Source organism: Bacteroides sp. AF39-16AC, assembly GCF_003602735.1.
Classification (GTDB): domain Bacteria; phylum Bacteroidota; class Bacteroidia; order Bacteroidales; family Bacteroidaceae; genus Bacteroides; species Bacteroides uniformis.
The window spans coordinates 43,327-70,103 of sequence record NZ_QTLN01000025.1 but is presented as its reverse complement, the minus strand read 5'-3'; the positions used below and the strand labels follow the sequence as shown (position 1 = coordinate 70,103).

The 26,777-nt window shown below is 49.0% G+C and carries 25 protein-coding genes and 1 pseudogene; 14 read left to right on the top strand and 12 right to left on the bottom strand.

The window, feature by feature from the left end; translation table 11 throughout:
- Positions 1-53 precede the first annotated feature (53 nt).
- On the top strand, positions 54-647 hold the full coding sequence (locus DW039_RS17175; protein WP_243635046.1) for a WD40-like domain containing protein: 594 nt from the start codon (positions 54-56) through the stop codon (positions 645-647).
- A gap of 9 nt (positions 648-656) precedes the next feature.
- Here the strand turns inward: DW039_RS17175 and DW039_RS17170 are convergent, their stop codons facing one another.
- Positions 657-2,462, bottom strand: a complete 1,806-nt coding sequence (locus DW039_RS17170) for a mechanosensitive ion channel family protein (RefSeq protein WP_008662468.1) — start codon at positions 2,460-2,462, stop codon at positions 657-659.
- 168 nt (positions 2,463-2,630) lie between these two features.
- Here DW039_RS17170 and DW039_RS17165 point away from each other — a divergent pair, with 168 nt between their 5' ends.
- The 5 genes from DW039_RS17165 to DW039_RS17145 all read left to right on the top strand — a co-directional run bounded on the left by DW039_RS17165 (position 2,631) and on the right by DW039_RS17145 (position 9,050).
- Positions 2,631-3,611 carry a calcium/sodium antiporter gene (locus DW039_RS17165; RefSeq protein ID WP_034532736.1) on the top strand — a complete coding sequence of 327 codons (981 nt, stop codon included), beginning with the start codon at positions 2,631-2,633 and terminating at the stop codon, positions 3,609-3,611.
- 150 nt (positions 3,612-3,761) lie between these two features.
- Complete coding sequence (locus DW039_RS17160) at positions 3,762-4,898, top strand: hypothetical protein (RefSeq protein WP_005830912.1); 1,137 nt, start codon at positions 3,762-3,764, stop codon at positions 4,896-4,898.
- 117 nt (positions 4,899-5,015) lie between these two features.
- Positions 5,016-6,950 carry a DNA topoisomerase IV subunit B gene (locus DW039_RS17155; RefSeq protein ID WP_081030684.1) on the top strand — a complete coding sequence of 645 codons (1,935 nt, stop codon included), beginning with the start codon at positions 5,016-5,018 and terminating at the stop codon, positions 6,948-6,950.
- The gene (gene coaD / locus DW039_RS17150; RefSeq protein WP_005830918.1) at positions 6,947-7,405 is read left to right on the top strand and encodes a pantetheine-phosphate adenylyltransferase; all 459 of its coding nucleotides are present in this window, start codon (positions 6,947-6,949) and stop codon (positions 7,403-7,405) included. Before DW039_RS17155 ends, coaD begins: the two co-directional genes overlap by 4 nt.
- Positions 7,406-7,436: 31 nt before the next feature.
- Positions 7,437-9,050 carry a S41 family peptidase gene (locus DW039_RS17145; RefSeq protein WP_034529349.1) on the top strand — a complete coding sequence of 538 codons (1,614 nt, stop codon included), beginning with the start codon at positions 7,437-7,439 and terminating at the stop codon, positions 9,048-9,050.
- A gap of 82 nt (positions 9,051-9,132) precedes the next feature.
- On the opposite strand, the gene DW039_RS17140 is transcribed toward DW039_RS17145, so the two are convergent.
- Positions 9,133-9,735 carry a phosphatase PAP2 family protein gene (locus tag DW039_RS17140; protein WP_005830921.1) on the bottom strand — a complete coding sequence of 201 codons (603 nt, stop codon included), beginning with the start codon at positions 9,733-9,735 and terminating at the stop codon, positions 9,133-9,135.
- A gap of 105 nt (positions 9,736-9,840) precedes the next feature.
- Between DW039_RS17140 and DW039_RS17135 the strand changes: the two genes are divergently transcribed.
- The 4 genes from DW039_RS17135 (at position 9,841) to DW039_RS17120 (ending at position 14,376) form a co-directional block, all read left to right on the top strand.
- Positions 9,841-10,743, top strand: a complete 903-nt coding sequence (locus DW039_RS17135; protein ID WP_005834304.1) for an AraC family transcriptional regulator — start codon at positions 9,841-9,843, stop codon at positions 10,741-10,743.
- Positions 10,744-10,905: 162 nt separating this feature from the next.
- Positions 10,906-11,604 (top strand): succinate dehydrogenase/fumarate reductase cytochrome b subunit, encoded by a 699-nt coding sequence (locus tag DW039_RS17130; protein ID WP_120382172.1) that lies wholly within the window; start codon positions 10,906-10,908, stop codon positions 11,602-11,604.
- Positions 11,605-11,640: 36 nt separating this feature from the next.
- Complete coding sequence (locus tag DW039_RS17125; protein ID WP_120382171.1) at positions 11,641-13,587, top strand: fumarate reductase/succinate dehydrogenase flavoprotein subunit; 1,947 nt, start codon at positions 11,641-11,643, stop codon at positions 13,585-13,587.
- A 33-nt stretch (positions 13,588-13,620) separates the two neighbouring features.
- On the top strand, positions 13,621-14,376 hold the full coding sequence (locus DW039_RS17120) for a succinate dehydrogenase/fumarate reductase iron-sulfur subunit (RefSeq protein ID WP_005830925.1): 756 nt from the start codon (positions 13,621-13,623) through the stop codon (positions 14,374-14,376).
- Positions 14,377-14,514: 138 nt separating this feature from the next.
- Here DW039_RS17120 and DW039_RS17115 read toward each other — a convergent pair whose 3' ends face one another.
- From DW039_RS17115 to DW039_RS17100, 4 genes and pseudogenes are all read right to left on the bottom strand, one after another.
- Positions 14,515-15,378, bottom strand: coding sequence for a helix-turn-helix transcriptional regulator (locus DW039_RS17115; RefSeq protein WP_005834297.1), 864 nt, complete (start codon positions 15,376-15,378; stop codon positions 14,515-14,517).
- 144 nt (positions 15,379-15,522) lie between these two features.
- Complete coding sequence (locus DW039_RS17110) at positions 15,523-16,491, bottom strand: fimbrillin family protein (RefSeq protein WP_120382170.1); 969 nt, start codon at positions 16,489-16,491, stop codon at positions 15,523-15,525.
- Positions 16,492-16,536: 45 nt separating this feature from the next.
- Positions 16,537-17,541: a DUF5119 domain-containing protein gene (locus tag DW039_RS17105; RefSeq protein WP_120173010.1), complete on the bottom strand. Its 1,005-nt coding sequence runs from the start codon at positions 17,539-17,541 to the stop codon at positions 16,537-16,539.
- A pseudogene (locus DW039_RS17100) lies at positions 17,517-18,032 on the bottom strand (DUF3575 domain-containing protein); the annotation flags it as partial. The gene DW039_RS17105 and the pseudogene DW039_RS17100, both read right to left, overlap by 25 nt.
- 536 nt (positions 18,033-18,568) lie before the next feature.
- Here DW039_RS17100 and DW039_RS17095 point away from each other — a divergent pair.
- Entirely contained in the window at positions 18,569-19,372 is an 804-nt protein-coding gene (locus tag DW039_RS17095) for a glycerophosphodiester phosphodiesterase family protein (RefSeq protein ID WP_098032018.1), read from the top strand.
- Positions 19,373-19,391: 19 nt separating this feature from the next.
- Here the strand turns inward: DW039_RS17095 and dprA are convergent, their stop codons facing one another.
- The 3 genes from dprA to DW039_RS17080 are packed head-to-tail and all read right to left on the bottom strand — an operon-like array spanning position 19,392 to position 22,262.
- Positions 19,392-20,510, bottom strand: coding sequence for a DNA-processing protein DprA (gene dprA / locus DW039_RS17090; RefSeq protein WP_120382169.1), 1,119 nt, complete (start codon positions 20,508-20,510; stop codon positions 19,392-19,394).
- 11 nt (positions 20,511-20,521) lie between these two features.
- Positions 20,522-20,938 (bottom strand): thioesterase family protein, encoded by a 417-nt coding sequence (locus DW039_RS17085; RefSeq protein WP_119979743.1) that lies wholly within the window; start codon positions 20,936-20,938, stop codon positions 20,522-20,524.
- A 31-nt stretch (positions 20,939-20,969) separates the two neighbouring features.
- Complete coding sequence (locus tag DW039_RS17080; protein WP_005830944.1) at positions 20,970-22,262, bottom strand: peptidase U32 family protein; 1,293 nt, start codon at positions 22,260-22,262, stop codon at positions 20,970-20,972.
- Between the two features lie 69 nt (positions 22,263-22,331).
- Between DW039_RS17080 and dusB the strand changes: the two genes are divergently transcribed.
- The 3 genes from dusB to DW039_RS21435 all read left to right on the top strand — a co-directional run bounded on the left by dusB (position 22,332) and on the right by DW039_RS21435 (position 23,798).
- Positions 22,332-23,312: a tRNA dihydrouridine synthase DusB gene (gene dusB / locus DW039_RS17075; protein WP_005834282.1), complete on the top strand. Its 981-nt coding sequence runs from the start codon at positions 22,332-22,334 to the stop codon at positions 23,310-23,312.
- 104 nt (positions 23,313-23,416) lie between these two features.
- Positions 23,417-23,662, top strand: a complete 246-nt coding sequence (locus tag DW039_RS17070; RefSeq protein WP_155519597.1) for a hypothetical protein — start codon at positions 23,417-23,419, stop codon at positions 23,660-23,662.
- A gap of 10 nt (positions 23,663-23,672) precedes the next feature.
- A complete protein-coding gene (locus DW039_RS21435) occupies positions 23,673-23,798 on the top strand; it encodes a hypothetical protein (protein WP_005834280.1) in 126 nt (41 codons plus the stop codon).
- On the opposite strand, the gene DW039_RS17065 is transcribed toward DW039_RS21435, so the two are convergent.
- The 3 genes from DW039_RS17065 to DW039_RS17055 form a co-directional block, all read right to left on the bottom strand.
- A complete protein-coding gene (locus DW039_RS17065; protein ID WP_057253901.1) occupies positions 23,795-24,760 on the bottom strand; it encodes a phosphatase PAP2 family protein in 966 nt (321 codons plus the stop codon). The two genes, DW039_RS21435 and DW039_RS17065, sit on opposite strands and share 4 nt — an antisense overlap.
- Positions 24,751-25,758 (bottom strand): NAD(P)-dependent oxidoreductase, encoded by a 1,008-nt coding sequence (locus DW039_RS17060; protein WP_005830955.1) that lies wholly within the window; start codon positions 25,756-25,758, stop codon positions 24,751-24,753. The genes DW039_RS17065 and DW039_RS17060 overlap by 10 nt, the downstream gene beginning before the upstream one ends.
- Positions 25,759-25,819: 61 nt before the next feature.
- A complete protein-coding gene (locus DW039_RS17055; RefSeq protein ID WP_034523299.1) occupies positions 25,820-26,758 on the bottom strand; it encodes a cation diffusion facilitator family transporter in 939 nt (312 codons plus the stop codon).
- Between the last annotated feature and the right edge of the window lie 19 nt (positions 26,759-26,777).

Here is a 26,777-nt window from a genome sequence, read left to right as displayed (position 1 = left end):
GTGGGGCACTTTTTAAATGTTGTTCCGGGTCCCTTTTCAAGTGTTAGCTACAAATGGCCGGAGATAAGCTCCTCACCTACTGTAGCATCTCTTATCCGGTATATACCCGGTTGAATATGCCACCGATACATACTCCCGAAATACCATTACCGGATGGACTGAAGCCCGAATCCCTCTCACGCTATCCGGGCGTGATAGCCGACGCCCACATGCTGCTCTCGGCCAACAACGGCGACGGCACCTTCTCGCCCGTCGTGATAGACATCGCCAAAGAAAAGATGCATTGCTACGACCCCATCAAGGCCGAAGCCTTGATACCTTTCCGGATTATGGAACCATCCCCCGAAAACCCAAACAGCCTGCGATGCAAAGGAGGCTATATCGTTTCCCGTGCCAATGGTGGAGATACGCAATTCTGCTTATGGGATACTACTGCCGGAAACTTGAAAGAGCCTTTCGCCACCTACCCCAACGCCGTACGCTCCGCTGCCATGTACTACTCCAAGGACGGGCAGACAAGGAAACTCTACGTGCAGTTTGCAGGCTATCGTGAAGGCGACTTCATCGAAACTTATGATTTCCAGACAAAGAAATGGAGGATGTTTATGTTCTACGTACCGTTTGCAGAGATTTTACTGGCACGATAACCGGCTCCCTTACTGCTTTTTCTCCCGCAAGTCATCCTTGGGTATGGTCGTCTCACTGCCGTCACGCGTAGCTATGTAGTGAGGAGACATGATTTCGATGCCTGCTTCGTTGAAGGCATCCTGGATATTCTGATGCAAATCAGAGTAAATCTGGCTAAGGCTGTTGGCATCCCTGATATAGGCATTCACTTGATAAACCGGATAATAATCCTGAAGGGAAGTCTCCAATACAAACGGACGGGGATCATCTATCACTCCAGGAGTATTCAATGCAGCCTCTATCAACAGCTGATGTGTCTTCCGCCACGGAACATCGTAGCCAATACTGACCTCCGAATGGATAATCAATCCATACTCACGGGCAGACTGGCTGTAATTGACCGTATGGGAAGACATGATGAAAGAGTTCGGAATGGTCACCACCTCATTCTTCGGAGTACGGATGCGGGTGACGAGCGGTGTTTTCTCAATGATGTTGCCCGTAGTATCGTTCAGCTTGATGCGGTCACCCAGCTTGAAAGGCCGCATGTAGGTTATGACCAGTCCTGCAATGATATTGCCGATAACCGTACTGGAACCGAGCGAAACAATCAAGCCGACAAACACGGAGATTCCCTGGAAGACTCCCGACTTGGAACCCGGCAGATAAGGGTAAATCATGGCAATCATAAACGCATAAAGCAAGAAGCGCACAATATGATAGGTAGGAATGGCCCAATCCGGATAGAAGCCGTTTATCTTCAGCCGTTCAGCCTGCACCTCATTGGCAAGATAACGCACCAGTCTGACCAGATACTTCACCGCATAGCATATCACAAAGATAGTGAACAGATTGGGTATATAGTCGGCTATTCCATTCAAGATGACCTTTATAGGATTCCAGATGTAGGAGAATAATGTATAAGCCAAGCTCTTGGTCTGAGGGAAAATGGAGAATAATAACGGAACCGTCAGCAGCAACTGCAACAGCATGACCACATAACGCACCAGGTTGGCAACAAACACCAGCAAGTTGACCTGCTTCTGCGTATCCAGCAATTCATAATCCTGAATAGAGATCGGTTTCAGCTTGGTATCCTTCAGCTTCTGAATGCGTAGTTTGAGTTTTCTGAACAGCCAGTTGGTAAACTTGAACAAGAAGAACTGTCCCACAAGCACCAGGATAAAGTACAAGATACGCTTACCCAACTGCCACAAGCTATGCTCCTTCTGCATGGCTTTCAGTTTGTCCACCACGACATGCCTCTTGCTGGCGGCCAGCTGGTCGCGGGTACAGTTTTCCCACAAAGCATCCTGATCGGTAAAGGAAATGATGACCTTTTCGCCATACATCAAGTCTGTAACAATATCCGTACTCTCTAAATAAACAGAGTCCGGACGCAGATTGAAACGCGTGCCCAATGCTTCGATGACGTTGCTTACATCTTTGGCTCGCTGTTGGGGCGTATGCCCTCCACGCTTGGCATACAGATAGAACAAAGTGTCCTTCTCCACCACCACCGGAATACCAGGCGTCACCGTCCGCAACGAATCAATGCGTTGTTTCTGCAATGCCAGCTTCACCGAATCGGCCGCATAGCCCGCCAGCTTCATCTGTTCCATTTCCATCCGCAGGTTCGCTTCGTTCAGCCGGGCTGCTTCCAATTCCTGCCTGATGAGCGACAATTGAATCGAATCGGAGTCAGTCCTTGCCACTGTGACACTCCCCACACTATCCTCACCTAAAACACTGAGCACTTTATCTACCAACTGAGCTGACACTCCGTCCGCCAGCATCAACAGCCAACAAAGAAAGAAAGCACGGATAACCTTCATATATAAACTTCTTGATTTGATTCTTTAATTATGCAAATATACCCAATAAATGCTTCAAACATACGGAATGTTTTTAACTTCCTACCCTAATCGACATAACTTTTTCATGCAAACATGAAAGTTCTGTATCCGGTTTGCACTATCTTTGTACTCAAAATTGACATGCCTATGGATATATTGTTTCTTGTCGGAGGACTGCTCCTCATTCTTTTGGGCGCCAATGGTTTGACAGATGGTGCCGCATCCGTTGCCAAACGTTTCCACATACCGTCCATCGTCATCGGGCTCACCATTGTTGCCTTCGGCACTTCCGCACCGGAACTCACCGTCAGCATATCCTCTGCTCTCAAAGGCAGTGCAGACATTGCCATTGGCAATGTGGTGGGAAGCAATACGTTCAATACCCTGATGATTGTGGGTTGTACGGCCCTTTTTGCCCCGATAGCCATCACCCGCAACACGCTGAAGCGCGAAATCCCTCTATGTATCCTTTCGTCCATCGCCCTGCTGATTTGTGCCAACGACGTCTTTCTGGACGGCAGTGGGGAGAACATACTCAGCATCACCGACGGTCTGTTACTGCTATGCTTCTTTGCCATTTTCCTGAGTTATACTTTTGCCATTGCAAAAAGGGATGGAAGTATGAAGGAACCGGAAAAGGAGCACTTACAGGAAGAAGACGAAATCAGGCTGTTACCCGCGTGGAAGTCCGCCCTATACATTCTCGGCGGACTTGCCGGCCTCATCATCGGAGGTAATTTCTTTGTAGACGGTGCCAGCGGCATAGCCCGCGGATTGGGTGTCAGCGAATCCATCATCGGGCTGACGCTCGTAGCAGGCGGCACTTCACTGCCCGAACTCGCCACCTCCATCGTAGCCGCCTTGAAGAAAAACCCCGAAATAGCCATCGGAAACGTCATCGGAAGTAATCTCTTCAATATATTCTTCGTACTGGGTTGTTCGGCCTCCATCACTCCACTGCGTCTGACGGGCATCACCAATTTCGATTTGTGGGTACTCGTAGGGTCCAGCATCCTGCTTTGGCTGTTCGGTATCTTTTTCGGGAAACGCATCATCACCCGGGTGGAAGGAAGCATTCTGATTCTCTGCTACATTGCCTACACAGCGGTACTGATATACAACCTCTAACAGCAAATTTACAAACACCCTACGCGGTATTTTAAAGATTATCACGTATTTTTAAATAAGGCAAGCTGTACCTCGGCATAAAAAATAAGCAAGCTTATTTTGTTCTGCTCTCAGTTTGCATTACCTTTGTGGTCTCAATATTGAACAACTATGGCAATTACAATCAAGAAAGTAACCACAAGACGGGAACTGGAGCGCTTTATCCGTTTCAACTACCTGCTATACAAAAACAACCCCTATTCCGTCCCCGACCTTTTCGATGACATGCTCAACACCTTCAACAAGAAGAAAAACGCTGCATTCGAATTTTGTGAAGCCGACTATTTCCTGGCTTATCGGGAAGGTAAAATCGTAGGACGTGTAGCTGCCATCATCAACCACAAGGCAAACCAAACCTGGAACAAAAAGGAAGTCCGCTTCGGCTGGATAGACTTCATCGATGATGCGGAAGTCTCCGATGCCCTGATTCGCACCGTGGAAGAATGGGGAAAAGAACGGGGAATGACACATATACAAGGCCCGCTGGGATTCACAGATTTCGATGCCGAAGGTATGCTCATCGAAGGATTCGACCAGCTCAGCACCATGGCCACCATTTATAACTATCCCTACTATCCGCAACATCTGGAACGCATGGGCTTTGAGAAGGATGCCGATTGGGTGGAGTACAAAATCTACATTCCCGACGCCATACCCGACAAGCACAAGCGCATCTCCGACCTCATCCAGCGCAAGTATAACCTCAAGGTAAAGAAATACACATCTGCCAAGAAGATTGCCCAAGACTACGGTCAGGCCATCTTCGAACTGATGAACGAAGCCTATCAGCCACTCTATGGCTATTCTGCACTGAGCCAACGGCAGATTGACCAATACGTCAAGATGTACCTGCCCATCCTCGACCTACGCATGGTGACATTGATTACCGATGCCGATGACCAGCTGCTTGCCGTAGGCATTTCCATGCCGTCACTCGCCGAAGCGTTGCAAAAAGCCCACGGGCGCCTGCTTCCTATGGGTTGGTATCACCTGGCCAAGACCATCTTCTTGAAGAAATATCCCAAGATGCTCGATTTGCTGCTGGTTGCCGTGAAACCGGAGTATCAGAACAAGGGGGTAAATGCATTGTTGTTCTCCGACCTTATCCCCGTCTATCAGCAACTTGGTTTCGAGTATGCCGAGAGTAATCCGGAGCTGGAGCTGAACGGCAAGGTGCAAGCGCAGTGGGAGTACTTCAAGACGGAACAGCATAAACGGAGAAGATGCTTTGTGAAAGGAATAAAATAAGTTCTAAATCCAGAATATAAGCTTGTCAGAAGTCCATAAAAGACATTATTTTTTTGCGAACCCCCGAATTTCTCATTACCTTTGTCGCAATGCGCAATATGAAGGAATAACGTACTTATGGAAGATAACAACAATATGACCCTGCCGCTGGAAGAAGCAGACAACAATATCACAGAGAGCCCCGTTTCCAGCGTGGAATATACCGACGACAACATCCGCCACCTGGACGACATGGAGCATATCCGTGTCCGTTCCGGTATGTACATAGGCCGTCTGGGCGACGGCTCACAGAACGATGACGGCATCTATGTGTTGCTGAAAGAAGTGATGGACAACAGCATCGACGAGTTCAAGATGGGTGCCGGAAAGCGTATAGAAGTGACTATAGAAGACAGTCTGCGTGTCAGCGTACGCGACTATGGACGAGGCATTCCGCAAGGCAAACTGGTAGAGGCGGTCAGCAAACTGAATACCGGGGGTAAATATGACTCGAAGGCTTTCAAGAAAAGTGTCGGACTGAACGGCGTGGGCATCAAGGCGGTCAATGCGCTGAGTAGCCGTTTCGAGGTACGCAGTTACCGCGACGGCAAAGTACGTACCGCCATCTTCGAGAAAGGAACGCTGTTGAGTGATGTGACCGAAGACTCGACAGAAGAAAGCGGAACCTATATCTTCTTCGAACCGGACGCCACACTCTTCCTGAACTATTCCTTCCAGAACCAGTTCGCAGAAACCCTGCTGCGCAACTACACCTACCTGAATACGGGCCTCACCTTCATTTACAACGGTCAGCGCATCGTTTCCCGCCACGGGCTGGAGGACTTGCTGAAAGACAACATGACCAGCGAAGGCCTTTACGACATCATCCACCTGAAAGGAGAGGACATCGAGATTGCCTTCACACACACCAACCAATACGGCGAAGAGTACTACTCCTTTGTCAACGGGCAACACACCACCCAAGGCGGCACACACCAGACTGCCTTGAAGGAACACATTGCCCGTACCATCAAGGAGTTCTACAACAAGAACCAGGAATATGCCGACATCCGCAACGGACTGGTAGCCGCCATTGCCATCGACGTGGAGGAACCCATGTTCGAGAGCCAGACCAAAACGAAACTGGGCAGCAACAACATGTGGCCTGCCGCGCCGCAGGAACACAAGCCCGCCGGCCCCACGGTGAACAAATACGTAGGAGACTTCATCAAGACGGAAGTGGACAACTACCTCCACAAGAACCCGCTTGTGGCCGAAGTGATGCTGCAAAAGATACAAGACTCCGAGAAAGAGCGCAAAGCCATTGCCGGCGTCACCAAGCTGGCACGCGAACGCGCCAAGAAAGCCAACCTGCACAACCGCAAGCTGCGCGACTGCCGCTACCACTTGAGTGACGGTAAAGGCAAAGACCAGGAAACCGAATCCTGCATCTTCATTACCGAGGGAGACTCTGCCAGCGGTTCCATCACCAAGAGCCGCGACGTGAATACCCAAGCAGTATTCAGCCTGCGTGGTAAACCGCTAAATTCCTACGGACTCACCAAGAAAGTAGTTTATGAAAACGAAGAATTCAACTTGCTTCAAGCAGCCTTGAATATAGAAGACGGCATAGAGACACTGCGCTACAACAAAGTCATCGTAGCTACCGATGCCGATGTGGACGGCATGCACATCCGTCTGCTCATCATCACCTTCTTCCTGCAGTTCTTCCCCGACCTGATAAAGAAAGGGCATGTATATATCCTGCAAACCCCTCTCTTCCGTGTGCGCAACAAAAAGAAGACAAGTTATTGCTATACAGAGGAGGAACGTGTGAAAGCCATTGAAGAACTGGGTCCCAACCCCGAAATCACCCGATTCAAAGGTCTGGGAGAAATCTCGCCCGACGAGTTCAAGCATTTTATCGGCAAGGATATGCGTCTGGAACAAGTGTCCCTGCGCAAGACAGACCTCGTAAAAGAGCTGCTGGAATTCTACATGGGTAAGAATACCATGGAACGACAAAACTTTATTATCAACAACTTGGTTATAGAAGAAGATTTGGCATCATGAGAAGAGCTATCTTTCCGGGAACATTCGACCCGTTTACTATCGGACACTCTTCGGTAGTGAGCCGTGCACTGACTTTTATAGACGAAATCGTCATAGGCATCGGCATCAATGAAAATAAGAATACGTATTTCCCCTTGGAAAAGCGCGAACAAATGATACGAGACTACTACCGGAACGAGCCGCGCATCATTGTGCAGTCCTATGACTGCCTGACTATCGACTTTGCCCGGCAGGTAGATGCCAGTCTGATAATACGCGGCATACGCACCGTGAAGGATTTCGAATACGAGGAAACCATTGCCGACATCAACCGCAAACTGACCGGCATAGAAACCATCCTGCTCTTCACCGAGCCAGAACTTACCTGCGTCAGTTCCACCACCGTGCGCGAACTGCTGCAATACGGCAAGGACATAAGCATGTTCATACCGGAGGGAATGGAGATTAGGGATTAAGGATAAAGGATTAGGGATTAAAATGGAAATGATGAAAAAACTATTTACTATTATAATATGTATATGCGCGGTGACGGCACAAGCGCAAAAGCCGAACAATGAAGCCCTGCGCAAACTGCAAATGGCAGAGTTTGCCATCACCAACCTTTATGTGGACAAGGTGGATGAAGACAAGCTGGTGGAAGAAGCCATCATCAAGATGCTGGCACAACTCGACCCGCACTCCACCTACAACAACGCCGAAGAAGTGAAGAAGATGAACGAGCCGTTGCAAGGCAATTTCGAGGGCATCGGCGTACAGTTTCAGATGATAGAAGATACCCTGCTTGTGATACAACCCGTGAGCAACGGACCTTCCGAGAAGGTGGGCATCCTTGCCGGCGACCGTATCGTAGCCGTCAATGACAGCGCCATTGCCGGAGTAAAAATGAGCACGGAAGATATTATGAGCCGCCTGCGCGGACCGAAAGACTCGGAAGTGAAACTCACCATTGTGCGCCGTGGCGTGGACGACCAGCTGTACTTCACCGTGAAGCGTGACAAAATTCCCATCCTCAGCCTGGACGCATCTTACATGATACAACCCAAAACCGGCTATATCCGTATCAACCGCTTCGGGGCAACCACCGCCGAAGAGTTTGCAGAAGCCCTGAAAAGCCTGCAAAAGAAAGGAATGAAAGACCTCATCCTCGACCTGCAAGGAAATGGAGGAGGGTATCTGAATGCCGCCATCGACCTTGCCAACGAATTTCTGAAGCAAAAAGAACTCATCGTCTACACCGAAGGAAGAGCCGCACGCCGCAGTGATTTCTTTGCCAAAGGTACGGGCAACTTCAAGAACGGCCGTCTCATCATATTGGTGGACGAGTACTCCGCTTCTGCCAGTGAAATCGTGACCGGAGCCATCCAGGACTGGGACAGAGGCGTGGTAGTAGGACGCCGCACCTTCGGCAAGGGATTAGTACAGCGTCCTATCGACCTGCCGGACGGTTCCATGATTCGCCTCACTATCGCCCGCTACTATACTCCTTCGGGCCGTTGTATCCAGAAGCCTTACGACAGCACCGCCAACCTCGACGGCCGCCTAACCGGCGAGAACAGTCAGGATAAGTATAACCAGGAACTGATAGACCGCTTCAATCATGGAGAAATGATTCATGCGGACAGTATCCATTTTGCCGACTCCCTGAAAGCACAGACCAAGCGTATGGGACGTACCGTTTACGGAGGTGGAGGTATCATGCCCGACTTCTTCGTCCCCATCGACACTACCCAGTACACAGACTATCACCGCAACCTCGTAGCCAAAGGCGTGGTTATCAAAGCCACTACCGGCTACATCGAGAAGCACCGGAAGGAGTTGCAGAACAAATACAAGAAATTCGAAGCCTTCAACGAGAAGTTCGAGATAGACGATAACTTCCTTGCCGAAATACGTACGCTTGCCGACAAAGAGAAAATCAAGTTTGACGAGAAACAGTACAACCAATCCCTACCGCTCATCAAGACACAACTTAAAGCCTTGATAGCCCGTGACCTATGGGACATGAACGAATACTTCCAGGTGATGAACAGCACGAACCAGAGCGTGCAGCAAGCTCTAAAAGTGCTGAACGAAGGCATCTACAGCACTATTATCCAATAGCCGACTTGAAACAAACTTAGGCGCGGATTATGCGGATTTAGTTTATCTAACTCCGCGTATTCCGCGTAATTCGCGCCTAAAATCATTCTCCGAACAGCCACTTATTCAGCCACTTGTTGACGTAGATGTTGACCACAGCACATCCAGCACCGATTGCAGCCCCCGCCAACACATCCGACGGATAATGCACTCCCTCGTTCATACGGGAAACTCCCACGGAACAAGCCCACAGGGCAGACGGAGCTATCACATACCATTTAGGATACTTTACACTGAGCGAGGTGGCAAGGGCAAAAGCCGTCGCCGTATGTCCAGAAGGAAAAGACGGGCTGCCTTCATGGCTATATGCATGCACTCTGTCGGGATATTTATCATAAGGACGCTCACGGTCCACCAGATATTTCATTCCATAAGTCACAACAAAAGCCCCCGCTACACTTGTACCTACGTAGACCGCATCTTTCAGCAAACCCTTATCATGTTTTATCCAAGCGGCAACCGCCATCGCCACCGGAACACCGACAGCAACATAGGGCTCCGAACGTGAAATTATCTTATTATAGTTACGGACAAACTTGCCATCCCAACTGTTAACCCGGTGCAAAGTGTTAATATCCCAATTCTGTGCCGAAAGACCGGATACAACAAGGCAGATAAAATATACAAAAAAAATAGCCTTTTTCATAAGTCCTTTATATTAGTTTGACGCAAAGATAGGACAAATAGATAGAGTTTTCACAAAAAAATTCTATCTTTGTTGCCACATTTATAATAATTCGCTAATCATTTCATGAGACTGGAAACTTGCTGCAACCGACAGATTGATTGTATGGTATGTCCCCAAAAATCAGAAGGAGTATTGGTTTACCGCCACTACCCCAAGGGACAACATTTCTCTGCTGAAAAGTGCACACAGAACTGCATGATATTTATGCTGAAAGGTGAATTACTTGTAAACAGTGACGAATATCCGGGCACCACTCTCCAAAGCCGCCAGCTCATCTTGCAAGCCATCGGCTCCAAAGTAGAACTCCTGGCTTTGACCGAAGTGGAATATATTGTCTATTGGTTCACCGAGCTTCCTCTGATTTGCGAAGAGCGCTACAAGGAGATACTGAAACGCTCGGAAGCCCCCTTGACTTATACCCCGCTTACCGCGATTTCCATGCTCGAAGGGCTCCTGAAAAGCCTTGCCTGCTACCTCAACGAGCAACCCTATGCGTGCAGCAAATACATTGAAATGAAATGCCAGGAATTGGTATACATATTGACATGCTACTATCCGCTACACCAAATCAGTACATTCTTCTACCCCATCAGCACTTATACGGAAAGCTTCCAATATTTCGTCATGCAGAACTACGACAAGGTGAAGAATGTGGAAGAGTTTGCCCACCTCGGCGGATATACCACCACCACATTCCGCCGTCTGTTTAAAAATATGTATGGGGTCCCGGTCTATGAATGGATTCTGGACAAGAAACGTGAAGGAATTCTGAACGACCTGCAATACACCAAACAACGCATTTCAGTCATCAGCGCCCGCTATGGCTTTGATTCCCTATCCCACTTTGCCCACTTCTGCAAAGACTCTTTCGGAGACACGCCCCGCGCCCTGAGAAAACGTTCGGCAAACGGAGAAAAGATTTCCATTATCTGCAAAGAGCAAGGCAAAGACCAGGAGGACGAGTAAACCTTTTACTTGTCCGTAAACTTCGCATTCTGCCGGATTACGGAATTATTTCTTTAATCGCTTGCTTTATCGCTGGATTTCTCCTATTTTTGCGAAACATTTACAGAAGTATCCTGATAGAACAAATTTTCAAACTATTAAATAACTTAAATTCAATCATTTATGTGGTTAAGTAATTCATCTGTAGGAAGGAAAGTGGTGATGAGCGTTACCGGTATCGCCCTTATCCTGTTTCTGACATTTCACATGGCGATGAACCTGGTTGCATTAGTCTCGGCTAATGGCTACAACATGGTTTGTGAGTTCCTGGGAGCAAACTGGTACGCATTGGTGGCTACGGTAGGTCTGGCTGCCTTATTCATCATCCACATCATCTACGCTTTCTGGCTGACTATGCAGAACCGTAAGGCACGTGGTAGCGAACGTTATGCCGTTACGGAAAAGCCCAAGACTGTGGAATGGGCTTCTCAGAACATGCTCGTACTGGGTATCATCGTAATCGTGGGTTTGGGCCTGCACTTGGTAAACTTCTGGGCTAAAATGCAGCTTCCCGAGTTGATGCACAACATGGGCATGCATGCTGACACCCTCATGCTGGCATATGCAGCCAACGGTGTCTATCACATTCAGAACACCTTCAGCAATCCGGTATTCGTAGTGCTTTACCTTGTTTGGCTGGGCGCATTGTGGTTCCACCTCACTCACGGTTTCTGGAGCTCCATGCAGTCTTTGGGCTGGAACAACAAAGTATGGATTAACCGTTGGAAATGTATCTCCAACATCTATTCTACTATCGTTGTCCTCTGCTTCGCTCTGGTAGTTGTCGTATTCTTTGCAAAATCATTGTGCGGCGCTTGCTAAATTCAAATTGTAAATGACTAAATTGTAAATTGCATTATGACTAAGATAGATTCTAAAATACCGGAAGGACCGGTGGCTGAGAAATGGACCAATTATAAGGCTCACCAAAAATTAGTAAACCCTGCCAACAAACGTCGTCTGGACATCATCGTAGTAGGAACCGGACTTGCCGGTGCCAGTGCTGCCGCCTCTCTGGGCGAAATGGGTTTCAGAGTATTCAACTTCTGCATCCAGGACTCTCCGCGCCGTGCACACTCCATCGCTGCACAAGGTGGTATCAATGCTGCTAAGAATTACCAAAACGACGGTGACTCTGTATACCGTCTGTTCTACGATACAGTAAAGGGTGGCGACTACCGTGCCCGCGAAGCCAACGTTTACCGTCTGGCTGAAGTATCCAACAATATTATCGACCAATGCGTTGCACAAGGTGTTCCTTTCGCCCGCGAATACGGCGGTACACTGGACAACCGTTCTTTCGGTGGTGCTCAGGTATCCCGTACTTTCTATGCCAAGGGTCAGACCGGACAGCAGCTGTTGCTGGGTGCATACTCTGCATTGAGCCGCCAGGTGAACGTAGGCACTGTGAAACTGTATACCCGCTACGAAATGGAAGACGTTGTCCTCATTGACGGACGTGCCCGCGGTATCATTGCAAAGAACCTCGTTACCGGTAAATTGGAACGTTTTGCCGCCCACGCTGTGGTAATCGCTACCGGTGGTTACGGCAATGCCTACTTCCTTTCTACCAATGCAATGGCATGTAACTGCTCTGCAGCAATGGCTTGCTACCGTAAAGGTGCCTGGTTTGCCAACCCTGCTTACGTACAGATTCACCCCACTTGTATCCCGGTTCACGGTGACAAGCAGTCTAAGCTGACTTTGATGTCCGAATCTCTGCGTAACGATGGTCGTATCTGGGTTCCGAAGAAGCTGGAAGATGCCAAGAAACTGCAGGAAGGTACACTGCAAGGAAAAGATATTCCCGAGGAAGACCGCGACTACTACCTGGAACGCCGTTATCCGGCATTCGGTAACCTCGTTCCGCGTGACGTTGCCAGCCGCGCAGCCAAAGAACGCTGCGACAAGGGTTATGGCGTGAACAACACCGGCCTTGCCGTATTCCTTGACTTCTCCGAAGCTATCAACCGTCTGGGTAAAGATGTCGTTGCACAACGTTACGGCAACCTCTTCGATATGTATGAAGAAATCACTGATGTCAGCCCATACGAAAACCCGATGATGATTTATCCGGCTATCCACTATACCATGGGCGGTATCTGGGTTGACTATGAACTGATGACCTCCATCAAGGGTCTGTTCGCTATTGGTGAATGTAACTTCTCCGACCACGGTGCAAACCGCCTCGGTGCTTCTGCGCTGATGCAAGGTCTGGCCGACGGTTACTTCGTATTGCCTTACACTATCCAGAATTACCTGGCCGACCAGATTACAGTTCCCCGTTTCTCTACCGACCTGCCCGAATTTGCAGCTGCAGAAAAGGCCGTTCAGGAGAAGATTGACTGGATGATGAACATCAAGGGTAAGAAGTCTGTAGACTCTATCCACAAGGAACTGGGCCACATTATGTGGGAATATGTAGGTATGGGACGTACGGCCGAAGGCTTGAAGGAAGGTCTGAAGAAGCTGAAAGAAGTCCGCAAGGAGTTCGAGAAAGAACTGTTCATCCCGGGCGACAAGGAAGGTATGAATGTAGAACTCGACAAGGCTATCCGTCTGTACGACTTCATCACTATGGGCGAGCTGGTTGCTTACGATGCACTGAACCGTAACGAAAGCTGCGGCGGTCACTTCCGTGAAGAATATCAGACTGAAGAAGGCGAAGCCAAGCGTGACGATGAAAACTACTTCTACGTGGCTTGCTGGGAATATCAGGGTTCTGACGAAAAGGAACCGGTATTGCTGAAAGAGCCGCTGGTTTACGAAGCAATCAAGGTACAGACTCGTAACTACAAGAGCTAATCGGGAAGTTGAACATTTAAAGAATTAAAGAAAATGGATAAAAATATATCATTTACGCTCAAGGTATGGCGCCAGAAGGGTCCGAAAGCAAAAGGCGCTTTTGAAACATACCAAATGAAAGATATCCCGGGCGATACTTCATTCCTCGAAATGCTGGATATCTTGAACGAACAGCTGATTTCTGAAGGTAAAGAACCGGTTGTATTCGACCACGACTGCCGCGAAGGTATCTGCGGTATGTGTTCGCTCTACATCAACGGACATCCCCACGGTCCTGCAACCGGCGCTACGACTTGCCAGATTTATATGCGTCGTTTCAACGACGGCGATACCATCACTGTTGAACCGTGGCGCTCTGCCGGTTTCCCGGTTATCAAGGACTTGATGGTCGACCGTACGGCCTACGACAAGATTATGCAGGCAGGCGGCTACGTCAGCGTACGTACCGGTGCTCCCCAGGATGCCAACGCTATCCTGATTCCGAAGCCCATCGCTGACGAGGCTATGGATGCTGCCAGCTGTATCGGTTGTGGTGCTTGTGTGGCTGCTTGTAAGAACGGTTCTGCTATGCTGTTCGTTTCTGCCAAGGTGAGCCAGCTGAACCTGTTGCCCCAAGGCAAACCGGAAGCATTGCGCCGTGCCAAGGCTATGTTGAGCAAGATGGACGAACTCGGTTTCGGTAACTGTACAAACACTCGTGCGTGCGAAGCTGAATGCCCGAAGAATGTTTCCATCAGCAACATTGCTCGCCTGAACCGCGACTTTATCATTGCGAAACTGAAAGACTAATCCGGTCTTTCTGCAAATAATATAGGATGCGCTTCGGATAAACCTTTTGAGCAAGCTCAGATTTATCACTCAGCTTTCACTATATTTGATTAATATCACAAGAGACTCCTCTGCCGGGAAACCGCCGGAGGAGTTTTTTTATGACATGCCGTTTACTTCAGATAAATTGCCGGCACGCAAGCTACGGGGAGAAGCCCCGAAATTCTTTTTGCAGAAATTGGAAAAATGAGGCAGCGATTCAAAGCCATATTTATAGCAAATCTCTGATATAGAAGCATCCGTATAACGAAGTTCATAAACCACGCTTTCCTTCCTCCGTTCCATCATCCACTCGTACACCGGTTGATGAAAAACAGAATTGAATATACGCCGGAAAGTAGCTACTGTATATCCTCCCAACTGGGCAAGTTCCTCTACCGTCTTGACTTTGGCATGATTCTGCAAGACAAAGTAGTGGAAGGAATTAGTATACTGGGCAAGAGGATGTATCAGCATGGAAAGCTCATAGTCGGAGTAGTAATTTCCAAGAATGAAAGCAAGTTCTTTCCGTTTGAAACAAAGCATTTCCCGGCAAATCTTCTCCTCGGACAAATAGGCCTTGGAACTTTCCAGAAAGAGCTGCAACTCGGGAGTAATGGTCAAAGGATAGAATATCAATGGAGGGGTAACCTCTTTCATAATATGGTTATACCGGTCCTCACAGAAGAATTCAGGCTTACTGAACCGGTAACAAACGCATTCCACATCCGTCATGGCAAGTATTTCGTACTTGGAACCAATAGCTTGAAGGATGAACTCACCTGCATGCAACACAGTTCCCGCATACTCCTTACTGTTGACAAGCACTTCTCCTTTCAGCAGGAAAATTATAATATTTTCCTCACACTTTCGCGCCGGCAGATGGAATCCTCTGAGGTGGGAAGCATATATTATTGCATTGTCCACAGCCTTGGGACATTGAGCGCATTGTTTTTTACCTCTGCAAGCAGAAGAGTTGGGCATCGGCAAGTAGATTTGTTTGTTGCAGTGACAAAAATAGATAAATAATACTCATAAAAGAAACATTCCCCGAAAACTTTCATAAAGAAGTTTCGGGGAATGAATAAAATAGAAGTAATTCAGTTTTTTATTGCGGACAGTGCCGTTTTATTTTTCCACGTTCGTATCATCAGCCGTACTCCATGGACCAACTTCAGGTACAAAGGTTACTTTTGCCGCCTTATTGGCCAGCGTCAGCGTATAACGTATCTTTTTGCCTTCACCCCAGGCTTGTGTATCATTCAAGTCAATGGCGGAAGTTACAGTATCAAGAAGAACGTCTTTCTCATAGATGTCATAGACAACATTGATTTTGGCGTTCGTATCCAACGTCTGGGGCATCAACATCCAGGCTGTATTCACTTCCACACCCGTTGTATTCACTTCCAATGCACCATCGTCAATCGTATGTGCATAAGTGGCTGTTCCTTCCTGTGACTTCCATGTTGAATCATCAAAACCATAAGTTCCCTTATTGTGCACGCCGGATATTGTAAGTGTTTTCAGTTTATAAGTCAAAGCGTCGGCTGCCTTGACAGTGAAATTTATTTGGGTCAGTATATGGCCGAATTTCAAAGATACCCCACTGGCATTTGATGCCTTGGTTGCATCCGTCACTTTCGCGGCTACCAAGTCCGTTTGGGCAGCTACATCTGCTACCGTATAAGTAATGGAAGGATATATAGCACCAGCAGCCGGTTGATTGTACGTCAAGGCTCCGGTACCCGGATTCCCGTAAGCAAAGAACTGCAAGTTATCCGTCATTGGCCAATAATATGTTCCCCCAGTCAAACTCCAGTCGGGAGCACTATAGGTTACTTTAACATCTGTCATGAATTCCTTCATCGCATCAAAAGTCGCAACGGAGGCCATTGTTGTTGCTCCCGTATTATAAGCATACACAGTGAACCCTACCTTCTGCAATTCCGGCAAATCAGTCACTGCGGCTCTCGTAGTGTTACCCACTACTGTTCCCAATTTAATCTCCGCCTTTTGTCCGGCATTCTCTATCTCCTCACTTTCCGAGCAACTCATTACTGCTGCTGCAGCCAAAGCCAAAAATAAAACCTTCTTCATAATTGTCTGTTATTAAAGTTAATATATTTATTTGTCTGTTTGCTATCAATTCACCGGTAGCTCCACATCCGTCTCATCATCCCAATCGTCCACATCGCCACCAATCCCTCCATCTCCTTCATCGGTTCCCGGTTCCAAATCATCCACTACAACCTTGTCCTCCGGTACGGGAACCTCGATATGGATTTCCGACCCAGGAACGCCCACATCAGGTTCTTCTTCGCCTCCTCCCGAGGGAGGAGCTGTTTCAATCACTTCCGTGATGTCTACCTTCACCTCTTGAACCGTTTTATCTCGTTTCACAATCTTCAGTGTCAGCAACATAGGACTATCCGCACGGGTCTTGGTATCTTTCAGTAATACAAAACTGGAGAAATACCCCCATAAAAGCCCGTTTTCACGCTTTGTATCCACACATATAGGTACCTCGCTCAAATGGCAAGCACGGTTGCCTATAAAGTAACTTCCGTTCAAGCCGTCCACATGGCAGATGATGCTCGATATTCTATCCCATCCTTCCACCTTTATATCAAAGGAATAATGGTCCACTACCGCTTCCGGCTTCCAGTCCAACGGAAGCGCCACATCACTCTGCCCTATTTCCACCTCGTCCAAAGCCACCACATACAAAGGGTCGGGCGACCAAACCATATTTTCGTGTACATCCAGCCCCGTACAGTGTCCCGTAAAAGCCTCAATCGTCTCATAACTCTCGTCGCCCCGTATCTGTATACTCTCCGTATTGAAGTTATAGGTCACCACCGCATACTTCCCCGGCGGTACCTTCACCTCACCCCCTCCGGCAGGCAGATAACTTTCAACCTTTCTCCCCTGAGTATCTTTCGGATAGAAGATAATCCGCATGGTCTGCGGCAGCTTATCCGTCACTCCTTTCCAATCCAGTTTAATCTGTACTCCGCTAACGGGATAATCATCCAGCATATCGCGGAAGTCACAGCTTCCCAGCATTGGCAACAGTCCGAAGAACAGCCAGAGAATCATATGCCGTGCATCTTTCATACCACTCATCTCCCCGACGTTAGAAGCCATACCAAAGAAATTTTTGCTTTTGTCGGCCCGATAAAGTGATACTTTCCACTACTGACCCAAACCAAGTCATTTCCATAAGAAGTATATTTCCTGTACTCCGTATCCAAGTATCCAATGCCCACACTGAATTCAATCGCCAGATGCCGAGCCAGTGGACGCACGTATCCATAAGTTATTCCTGCAGCAGCGTAATACTTCCCCCGGTATCCCTTCTCCTTTTTCAACTGAAAATCATAGGTACCTCCTTCGGCATATGCTCCCAGGAAATGTCCGAACAATATTCCATGCGTATAGCGGTTTCCCAACCAGTAACGTACCTCTGTCCCTCCCGAAAGGAACTGATAACAGAAACCACATCCGCTGTCAGACCACCAAGGACATTTGTACTCAACATTCAAAGACCACCTCTTTCTCAATGGCAGCTCCACTTCTATGTTCGGAGCCAAGGCCAGGTCGTAAAGCAAATTATTTTTTAACGCCAGCACCGTTTTACAAGTATGGCTATGGGATTCTACCGACTTATTCTGCCCTATTACCTGCCCCGACATCATGCAAAAAAGGAGTAGCCAAAAGACATATATAAAAATGCGTTTTCCCATAATTTCGCGTTGTATACAAACAAAAGTAGAAGATAATTACCGAATAAAAATCACTTTCCATCACTCTTTTCAAAGGCTGAAAGGTTCTGTGAAACGATTGAAACAGATTTGCAACTTCTGCCTTATCCGGGACGCTGTGAATAGATTCTTCTCTCTCAAAAAGTCAATCCGTGTGCGAAAACAGTAAAATTCAGTGAAAGAAATACAAAAGAAGTAGCAGGAACATTCTGAAATTTGGAAGATAACAACGGGAACCTTACATTTGTAATGTGATTTTTTTCATAGTATTAGATTTAAGGTTAACAAAGGTTGGAGTACAGCGGTACTCCTTTTTTTATGCCCATACGTTTCTCCGAATGACAAAAAATAGCTATCTTCGATGGCTTTTATAACTGTTAAAGAAGAAAACATCACCACTTGAGCCCATTATGAAAAAACCGGTACTCGCATTGCTTTCCATAATCCTACTTACCGCAGGATGTTCCCAACGGCCTGCTGCCACCACCAAGATACCCCTAACCAGCGCACACCGTGGTGCCGCCACCATCGCTCCCGAAAACACAATGGCATCCGTAGATTCGTGCATCAAATACGGTGTAGGCAATATAGAATGCGATGTCTGCATCAGTAAGGACAGTGTCTTCTACGTACTGCACGATTCCACCCTCGACCGTACCACCAACGGTACCGGCGCCATCTCCCAATGGCTGTCCGCCGACATCGACACACTGGATGCCGGCTCTTGGTTTGCGCCCCGATTTGCCGGACAACGGGTACTACGTCTTACCGACCTGCTACGCAAGGCCAAAGAGCACGGTTTAAGAATCACCATCGACTACCGCAACGGCGGTCTGCACCAATTACTGAATCTGATAAAGGACGAAGGCATGCTGGAAAACTGCAACTTCACCTTCAGCAAGGAGTATCATGCCAAATGCTTCAGAAAGATGGCACCCGAGGTAAGAACCCTGCAAGCCTACATCAAAAGTGAAAAAGACATAGAGCATGTCGTAAAGGAACTGCACCCCGACATCGCTGTCGTCTGGATTGACTCCCTTACCCCGCAATTCGTAAAGAAATGCCGTGAGCACAACCTGCAGGTACTGGCACTCGTCCTGGGGCTGGACGACAAGACGGAAGAGAACCAGAAGGCAGTCGACCTGGGGGTAGACATCATAGCGACGGACCACCCGGAAAAGTTCATCATGAAATACGGGAAACCGTCCATGTAAGGCAAGAGACCTGCCGCGCTCAAGTCAGCAAGTGATAGACACCGCCCACCATTGCCTTGACCACTCCCTTCATCTCCAACTCAAAAAGCAAGGCACTCATCCGGTTGACGGGTATGTCCGCTTCCACCACCATCGCATTGATATGGAGGTCTCCCTGCCGCATAAGAATACGCACAACGAGCTCCTCCTCTTCCGTCAGTTCCGGGAAGAGATTACGCTGGATACCTTCTGTCCGGGCAGGCTGCTCCGCTACGGCCCAGCCCATAATCTGCACAAACTCTTCCGCACTCTGGATAAGGGCGGCCTTGTTGTCGCGTATCAACCGGTTGCAACCGATGGAAGATTCGTCCGTAACACGTCCCGGAACGGCAAAACAGTCACGATGGTATCCCTCCGCCAACTCTGCAGTGATAAGGGAACCTCCCTTTGCGGCAGACTCCACCACAATGGTAGCATCACTCATACCCGCCACAATACGGTTACGGCTAACAAAGTTATGCTTGTCCGGATTCGTCCCGGTAAGGAATTCGGTCAGCAGTCCACCTTGTGCCAGCATGTCGATGGCTGTTTTCCGGTGGACATACGGATAAATGCGGTCCAGTCCGTGAGCAAGGACAGCAATGGTAGGGAGATGATTTGCCAAAGCGACCCGATGGGCATGGATATCTATCCCGTAGGCCAGTCCGCTTACTACCAGCACATCGGGACAAAGAACGGCCAAATCGCGCAGGAAGTCGGCACAGAATTGCTTGCCGTAATCGGTGGCACGACGTGTACCTACCATATCGATGACATGCAGGCGGTTGAAATCGGTGTTTCCTTTAAAGAAAAGTACAATCGGCGCATCTTCACATTCACGCAAGCGCGAAGGGTAAGCCTCATCCTTCAACGTCAGGCAGGAAAGACGATTCTTCTCTACAAACTCCATCTCCTGCTCGGCACGCAGAAAGGCAGCGGGACAATCAAGAGCCGTCACTACCCCCGGATTCACACCGGGCATGATTTCGGGGAGCTCCTTCCGCCGACTGAATACTTCGGCAGCACTGCCCGTACCCTCTATTAAACGCTTTGCCCCGATATGTCCTATACCGGGGCAAAGTGTGAGAGCTATACTGCAAATCCGTTCGTCACTGTTCATTCCACCAAAGATTACACGGACTTACACAGGTTGAGATAAGGGGCAAAAAGGCGGTCGAACAGTTCGCTGTCGCTCAACCGGCCATTGACTACACACACGGTCTCTACCACGCCTTTGAGGCAGACTTTGCCGTCGGAAGCACGGAAGATATCTTGGTAAAAGACGTACTTGATACCCTCCTTCTTCATGTAGAGTTTGGAGACAAACTCGTCACCACTCCTCAGGGGAGTCTTGAAAGCCATATTGATACGTGCCACTACCGGGTCTACCCCCTGCTCGTGCAGTCCGGCAAAGCTGACGCCGGCACTCAACAGAAACTCATGGCGCGTATGCTCCAGATAATGCTGATAATTGGCATTATTGACGATGCCTTGCAGGTCGCATTCATAGTCGCGCACCTTCATGGGAAGTTCATAGATATAATTCATATTTACTATTGGACTATTTACTATTTGATACTTAGCCACGTTGTTTCTCCACATCCAAGCCTTTGAACTTCTTCAGTTCCTCTACGCTGACCAGCTTGTAGAGTTTGTCACTGGGACGTATTTTCACCGATTTCATCGAGAAATGCTGGCCTTTCTTTACAGTCTGCACGGGTTTCAAATCGACGCGTGCCTCGTCCAAAGTGACGAATTCGGCACCCGTTGTGGGACCCGTAATCAGCAACTTGTCGCCTACGCTCACTTCGGCTGCTTCTACCAGGAACTCTGCCACACCGATGTTTGAGAAGTAGCGGATGCCCTTACCCACATAGATTTTACGTTCCGTAGCGGCAGAGCCGTAGTTCTTGGTCCATTCGCCCAAGCGTTGTCCCAGGTAGTAGCCGTCCCAGAAACCACGATTGAAGACCGTCTTCAAACGTTCGTCCCACCGGGCAATTTTCTCATCGGTGAATGTATCGTCCAGATAGGAACGGATGGCTTCTTTGTAACACTCCACTACCGTGCGCACGTACTCGGGTCCGCGGGCACGTCCTTCTATTTTGAAAACACGAACACCTGCATCCAGCATCTTGTTCATGAAGTGGATAGTTTTTAAGTCTTTGGGGGACATGATGTATTGGTTGTCCACCTCCAATTCCACATCCGTCTCCTTGTCGCGCACCGTATAACTACGGCGGCATACCTGCATGCAAGCACCACGGTTGGCAGAGTGGTTCATCTCATGCAATGAGAGATAACACTTTCCGCTGACTGCCATGCAAAGGGCACCGTGGCAGAACATCTCTATACGTATCTGCTCTCCGCTGGGTCCACAGATATTCTCCTCACGGATATGGCGGTAGATTTCTGCCACTTGCTCCAGATTCAACTCACGCGCCAGCACCACCACATCGGCAAACTGCGCATAGAAGCGCAGGGCTTCCACGTTGCTGATGTTGAGCTGTGTGCTGAGGTGTACCTCCTGCCCTATCTGCCGGGCATAACTCATCACTGCCACATCAGCGGCAATGACTGCCGAGATGCCTGCCGCCTTTGCCGCATCTACAATGGTACGCATCAGCGGAATGTCATGGTCGTATATAATGGTATTGACGGTGAGGTAGCTCTTCATGCCATGTTCGTCGCACGTCCGGGCTATCTCCCGCAAATCGTCGATAGTGAAGGTATTTGCCGAACGGGCACGCATGTTCAGGTTCTCGATACCGAAATAGATGGAGTCGGCACCTGCTTGTATGGCTGCTGCGAGAGATTCGCGCGAGCCTACCGGTGCCATGATTTCGAAGTCACTGATTGAGTGTTTCATCATTTCTTTTTGAATTAGAGTATGCAAAGGTAGGCTTTTTTCTGTACTTTTGCGGACAAATCCGCTTAGATTATGAAGATTAAAGATATAGACCTGGGCCCACGCCCCGTATTCCTCGCCCCGATGGAGGACGTCACCGACCCTGCTTTCCGCCTGATGTGCAAGCACTTCGGAGCAGACATGGTATATACCGAGTTCGTTTCTGCCGATGCCTTGATACGCTCCGTAGGCAAGACCCAGCAGAAACTGAACATCAGCGATGAAGAGCGGCCCGTAGCCATACAGATATACGGACGGGACACCGCTACCATGGTAGAAGCCGCCCGCATTGTGGAGCAGGCACATCCGGACACGCTGGACATCAACTTCGGCTGCCCCGTGAAGCGCGTTGCCGGCAAGGGTGCCGGTGCCGGTATGCTACAGAACATTCCGCTGATGCTGGAAATCACTCGTGCCGTGGTAGATGCCGTGAAGATTCCCGTCACCGTGAAGACCCGCCTGGGCTGGGATGCCAACAGTAAAATCATCGTAGACCTTGCCGAGCAGTTGCAGGACTGCGGCATTGCCGCCCTCACCATCCACGGCCGTACCCGCGCCCAGATGTATACCGGCGAGGCGGACTGGACACTTATCGGCGAGGTGAAAAAGAACCCACGCATGCACATTCCCATCATCGGCAACGGTGATATCACCACTCCCCAACGGGCCAAAGAATGCTTCGACCTCTACGGTGTGGACGCCATCATGATAGGCCGTGCCAGCTTCGGCCGCCCGTGGTTCTTTAAGGAAGTGAAGCATTATTTGGAGACGGGCGAAGAACTCCCTCCGCTGAGTTCCGAATGGCGGCTGAACGTACTCCGCCAGGAAGTGGAAGACAGCGTCAACCTGCTGGATGAACGACGGGGCATACTGCACGTGCGCCGCCACCTGGCAGCAAGCCCGCTCTTCAAAGGGATTCCCAATTTCCGCGACACCCGGATAGCCATGCTGCGGGCAGAGACGAAGGAGGAACTGTACCGCATCTTCGAAGAGATAGAGCCGTTGCTGCCATAGGAGAAAACCGCATACGATTTTTACCATCGAGTCCGATACTTGAGCAATCATCCTCACGCTCCTTCTTGAATAGCTTCTGAGAGGGGGGGAGTATTCAGACGCAGATGACAGGCTTTGTTGCCATCCGCATAACTCACTGTCTGTCAGCAAGAAATTTTGCCAACCACTTGCCTTGCCCTTGGCAAACTTTTGCCATGCCTATGGCAAAGTTTTGCCAACGCGGTGGCAAAGCCTTGCCAATGGGAAGGCAAAACCTTGCCAACAAGGAGGCAAGAAAAAAAACATTGTTTCTTTGGCAGAAAGAAACAAGTCCCTATATTCGTCTTCCCAAGAAAGAAAGAATCCCATAAATATGTCTTTATGAAAAAGAAAAAACTGCTCAAACAGCTCATCGTAAACTTCCAGCATTCACTTCCGGCAGAAGTTTATCCGCGTACATTGGTATTGCCCACAGACAGTGGAAAGATAATCACCGTGCCCGACTAGCGGAACATCGGCTGCGCAAACCATCGCTTGAACATCCACGTGGCCAGGATATAAATGCCGAAAGCCGATACGAAACCCACGATAGAGTCTATCAGGTAATGTGCCTGGATATAGACCGTAGCCCCGCACAACAGCAGATAGAAAGGAAACAAGCAGGCAAACAGACGCTTGCTGCCACGCCATGCCATAATCATCAGTACCGTAGACATTCCGACGTGCGAACTGGGAAAAGCAGCCGTGGGGCGCTCACCCACCTGCTGGGAACTCTCCACCAGGTTGTAGAAGAAGCCGTGCTCATAGCCCGGACCGGGAAGAAGTTCCTGATGGTGATGGAAATAGTCACCGATGGACGGAAAGATACCTTGCGCCACATGGTCGCTTCCAATGGCGGGAAAGTAGAACTGCGGCCCGGCAACGGGGACGAAGATATAAATAAGGTAATAGATGAAGAAAGCGGTGACGATAACGAACGAAACCTTCTCGAAAAGGTCGAAACGATAAAGGAAATACCACACCACCACCAGCAGAATCATCGGATAATAGAAGAAGTACCCCATATTAAACGGCTCGCTCACCCACATCTGCGGAAACCTTTCACAGAACCACACAGCAGGCTGTCCGCCAAACATCCACTGCTCCACCGACGCGAACATGTGGTCGAGATTGGGGAATATCCGGTTGAACTCAAAGGTGTCGGGATACCAATAGGAAAGCAGTGACATCTGGATGGCTATGCGCACAAAGGCAGAGAACTTGCAGGGTGCCAGCCGGTAAAGATACATCAGCAGGAACGTCATACCCGCAATGACAACACGGTCTGCAAGCATCTGCACCGGATGATCCATTTCCTGAAAAAGAAACAGAATGAGAATGGAAGTCAGCAAATTGTATATCAGCGTAATCTTCTCTACCGCAAAAAGCCCCTTACGGGTTTCTACCCTTTTAAATAAATCTAAAGCCATCCCTTATCCTTATACCAGGCAATGGTTTCCTTTACACCCCGTTCCAGGTCGTACTCAGGACTGAAGCCCAGTTCCTCGACGGCCGGTGTGATGTCACACTGCCAGTTGCGTTGTTTCATTATTCTATACTTGTCCGAATTGAGCGTACTGGTCTTGTTCTGCCGCTTCGCCCAAAATTCAGCGAGCAAAGATACGACTTTCAATACAATTAACGGACATCTCAAGCGAATAACAAACGGATTGCCCAATTCTTTCCTTATCAAATCGGAAAAAGCACGGCTGCTATACACCTTCCCGTCAGCCAGGAAATAGGCGCGGCGGGACACCTGCTTCTCTATCCCGAGGAAGACGGCCTGCACGATATCCTTTACATATACAAACGTCAAGTCCTGGCGGCAGAAGCCTACAGAAAAGTCCGTATGCTGCCGGATGGACTTTGCCATAAGATAATAATCCTTCTCACGCGGCCCGTATACACCCGTCGGCCGGTAGATGACGTAGGGGAAACCCGGAATACTCTGCAAATAAAGTTCTGTTTTCAGTTTACTGAGTCCGTAGGCGGTATTGGGTGAAGGGGGGTCACTCTCCATAATCGGGTCGTAGGTCCTCTCGCGTACCGGGCCGAACACACTCAGCGTACTGATGAAGATAAACTGCTTGGGAATCATGTTCAGCTCCCTCAGCGTATCGATGAAGTATTTGGTCTGCAGATAATTCACCAAATCGAATTCGTTCTTGTCCACACACTTCGTCACACCGGCACAATGGACAATATAATCAAACTTATTGTAGGTCCCTTTATGTCCCGAGAGTTGTGCCCTCAGTTCATTGGGGTGCGCAAAGTCCAGTTCGAGGAAATGTATCTTGCGGTCACGCAGATACTCGCGGCTGCTGGACGAACGTACACCCGCCCACACACCGAACTTGCGCTTCAACGCCTCCTCCACGATGAAACTTCCGATAAATCCGCTTGCTCCTGTAATTAAAATCGATTCCACTTCTTCAGTTACAAATTACTAATTACTTTTCATCCGGTCCGTCACCTTGACGCTCCTTGTGTTACTCTGTCGCCTCGTTACTCTTCTTCACCGGCTCCACATGGATGCTGACCAGTGTTCCTTTGCCGAACTGCCTTTTCAACTTGTTCTCCACCGCCGTTGCCGTCTCGTGGGCTTCCTCCAGCGAGATGCTGCCATCCATACGCACATGCACCTCGATGGCACAATAACTGCCGATGCGGCGCGTACGAAGGTGATGCGGCGAGCTGATACCGGGAAAAGAGAGAATCGTCTTCAGTATCTCATCCTCCACCTCGGCAGGCAATGATTTCTCCAACAGTTCGTCCACACACGGTATCAACAACTGCACAGCCACCTTCATAATGAAGAAGCTGACAATAACCGCTGCCACCGGGTCCAGCACCCGCCAATGGTCACCCAAAAGAATGGCGCCACCTATACCCGCTGCCGTGCCTATGGACGAAAACGCGTCACTCCGGTGATGCCAGGCATTGGCAACAACCGCCTGCGAATTCAACTTCCTGCCCTTGAATACGGTATATTGATAAAGCACTTCCTTGAAAACGATGGATACCAATGCAGCCACCAGTGCCAGTATACCGGGTTCCTGCAGAGAGCCGCCTTGCAGGAAACGGTAAATGGAGGAAGCCCCGTTCCAGAAAATGCCGAATCCCACAAACAACAGAAAAATACCGATAATGGCAGTTGCCAGCGTCTCGTACTTGCCATGACCGTAATCGTGTCCTTCATCTTCGGGCTTTGCCGAAATGCGCACAAAAACAATGACAATAATATCTGTAATGAAATCCGACAAAGAATGTACCGCATCCGCCAGCATGGCGGCACTGTGACCTACAATACCTGCAAAGAATTTGAAGACAAGCAAGAGAAAGTTTACCACACTTCCCACAACCGTCACCCGGTAAATGTCTTTTTCCCGTGTGGCATCTGCTTTTTTGTTCAGAGTTTGCATTTCCATCTGCTTTTCGTCTAAGGTA

Coding starts and splice junctions, on each gene's coding strand:
- DW039_RS17175 (WP_243635046.1), top strand. CDS start 54: ATGGCCGGAGATAAGCTCCTCACCTACTGTAGCATCTCTTATCCGGTA.
- DW039_RS17170 (WP_008662468.1), bottom strand. CDS start 2,462: ATGAAGGTTATCCGTGCTTTCTTTCTTTGTTGGCTGTTGATGCTGGCG.
- DW039_RS17165 (WP_034532736.1), top strand. CDS start 2,631: ATGGATATATTGTTTCTTGTCGGAGGACTGCTCCTCATTCTTTTGGGC.
- DW039_RS17160 (WP_005830912.1), top strand. CDS start 3,762: ATGGCAATTACAATCAAGAAAGTAACCACAAGACGGGAACTGGAGCGC.
- DW039_RS17155 (WP_081030684.1), top strand. CDS start 5,016: ATGGAAGATAACAACAATATGACCCTGCCGCTGGAAGAAGCAGACAAC.
- coaD (WP_005830918.1), top strand. CDS start 6,947: ATGAGAAGAGCTATCTTTCCGGGAACATTCGACCCGTTTACTATCGGA.
- DW039_RS17145 (WP_034529349.1), top strand. CDS start 7,437: ATGAAAAAACTATTTACTATTATAATATGTATATGCGCGGTGACGGCA.
- DW039_RS17140 (WP_005830921.1), bottom strand. CDS start 9,735: ATGAAAAAGGCTATTTTTTTTGTATATTTTATCTGCCTTGTTGTATCC.
- DW039_RS17135 (WP_005834304.1), top strand. CDS start 9,841: ATGAGACTGGAAACTTGCTGCAACCGACAGATTGATTGTATGGTATGT.
- DW039_RS17130 (WP_120382172.1), top strand. CDS start 10,906: ATGTGGTTAAGTAATTCATCTGTAGGAAGGAAAGTGGTGATGAGCGTT.
- DW039_RS17125 (WP_120382171.1), top strand. CDS start 11,641: ATGACTAAGATAGATTCTAAAATACCGGAAGGACCGGTGGCTGAGAAA.
- DW039_RS17120 (WP_005830925.1), top strand. CDS start 13,621: ATGGATAAAAATATATCATTTACGCTCAAGGTATGGCGCCAGAAGGGT.
- DW039_RS17115 (WP_005834297.1), bottom strand. CDS start 15,378: ATGCCCAACTCTTCTGCTTGCAGAGGTAAAAAACAATGCGCTCAATGT.
- DW039_RS17110 (WP_120382170.1), bottom strand. CDS start 16,491: ATGAAGAAGGTTTTATTTTTGGCTTTGGCTGCAGCAGCAGTAATGAGT.
- DW039_RS17105 (WP_120173010.1), bottom strand. CDS start 17,541: ATGGCTTCTAACGTCGGGGAGATGAGTGGTATGAAAGATGCACGGCAT.
- DW039_RS17095 (WP_098032018.1), top strand. CDS start 18,569: ATGAAAAAACCGGTACTCGCATTGCTTTCCATAATCCTACTTACCGCA.
- dprA (WP_120382169.1), bottom strand. CDS start 20,510: ATGAACAGTGACGAACGGATTTGCAGTATAGCTCTCACACTTTGCCCC.
- DW039_RS17085 (WP_119979743.1), bottom strand. CDS start 20,938: ATGAATTATATCTATGAACTTCCCATGAAGGTGCGCGACTATGAATGC.
- DW039_RS17080 (WP_005830944.1), bottom strand. CDS start 22,262: ATGATGAAACACTCAATCAGTGACTTCGAAATCATGGCACCGGTAGGC.
- dusB (WP_005834282.1), top strand. CDS start 22,332: ATGAAGATTAAAGATATAGACCTGGGCCCACGCCCCGTATTCCTCGCC.
- DW039_RS17070 (WP_155519597.1), top strand. CDS start 23,417: ATGACAGGCTTTGTTGCCATCCGCATAACTCACTGTCTGTCAGCAAGA.
- DW039_RS21435 (WP_005834280.1), top strand. CDS start 23,673: ATGAAAAAGAAAAAACTGCTCAAACAGCTCATCGTAAACTTCCAGCAT.
- DW039_RS17065 (WP_057253901.1), bottom strand. CDS start 24,760: ATGGCTTTAGATTTATTTAAAAGGGTAGAAACCCGTAAGGGGCTTTTT.
- DW039_RS17055 (WP_034523299.1), bottom strand. CDS start 26,758: ATGGAAATGCAAACTCTGAACAAAAAAGCAGATGCCACACGGGAAAAA.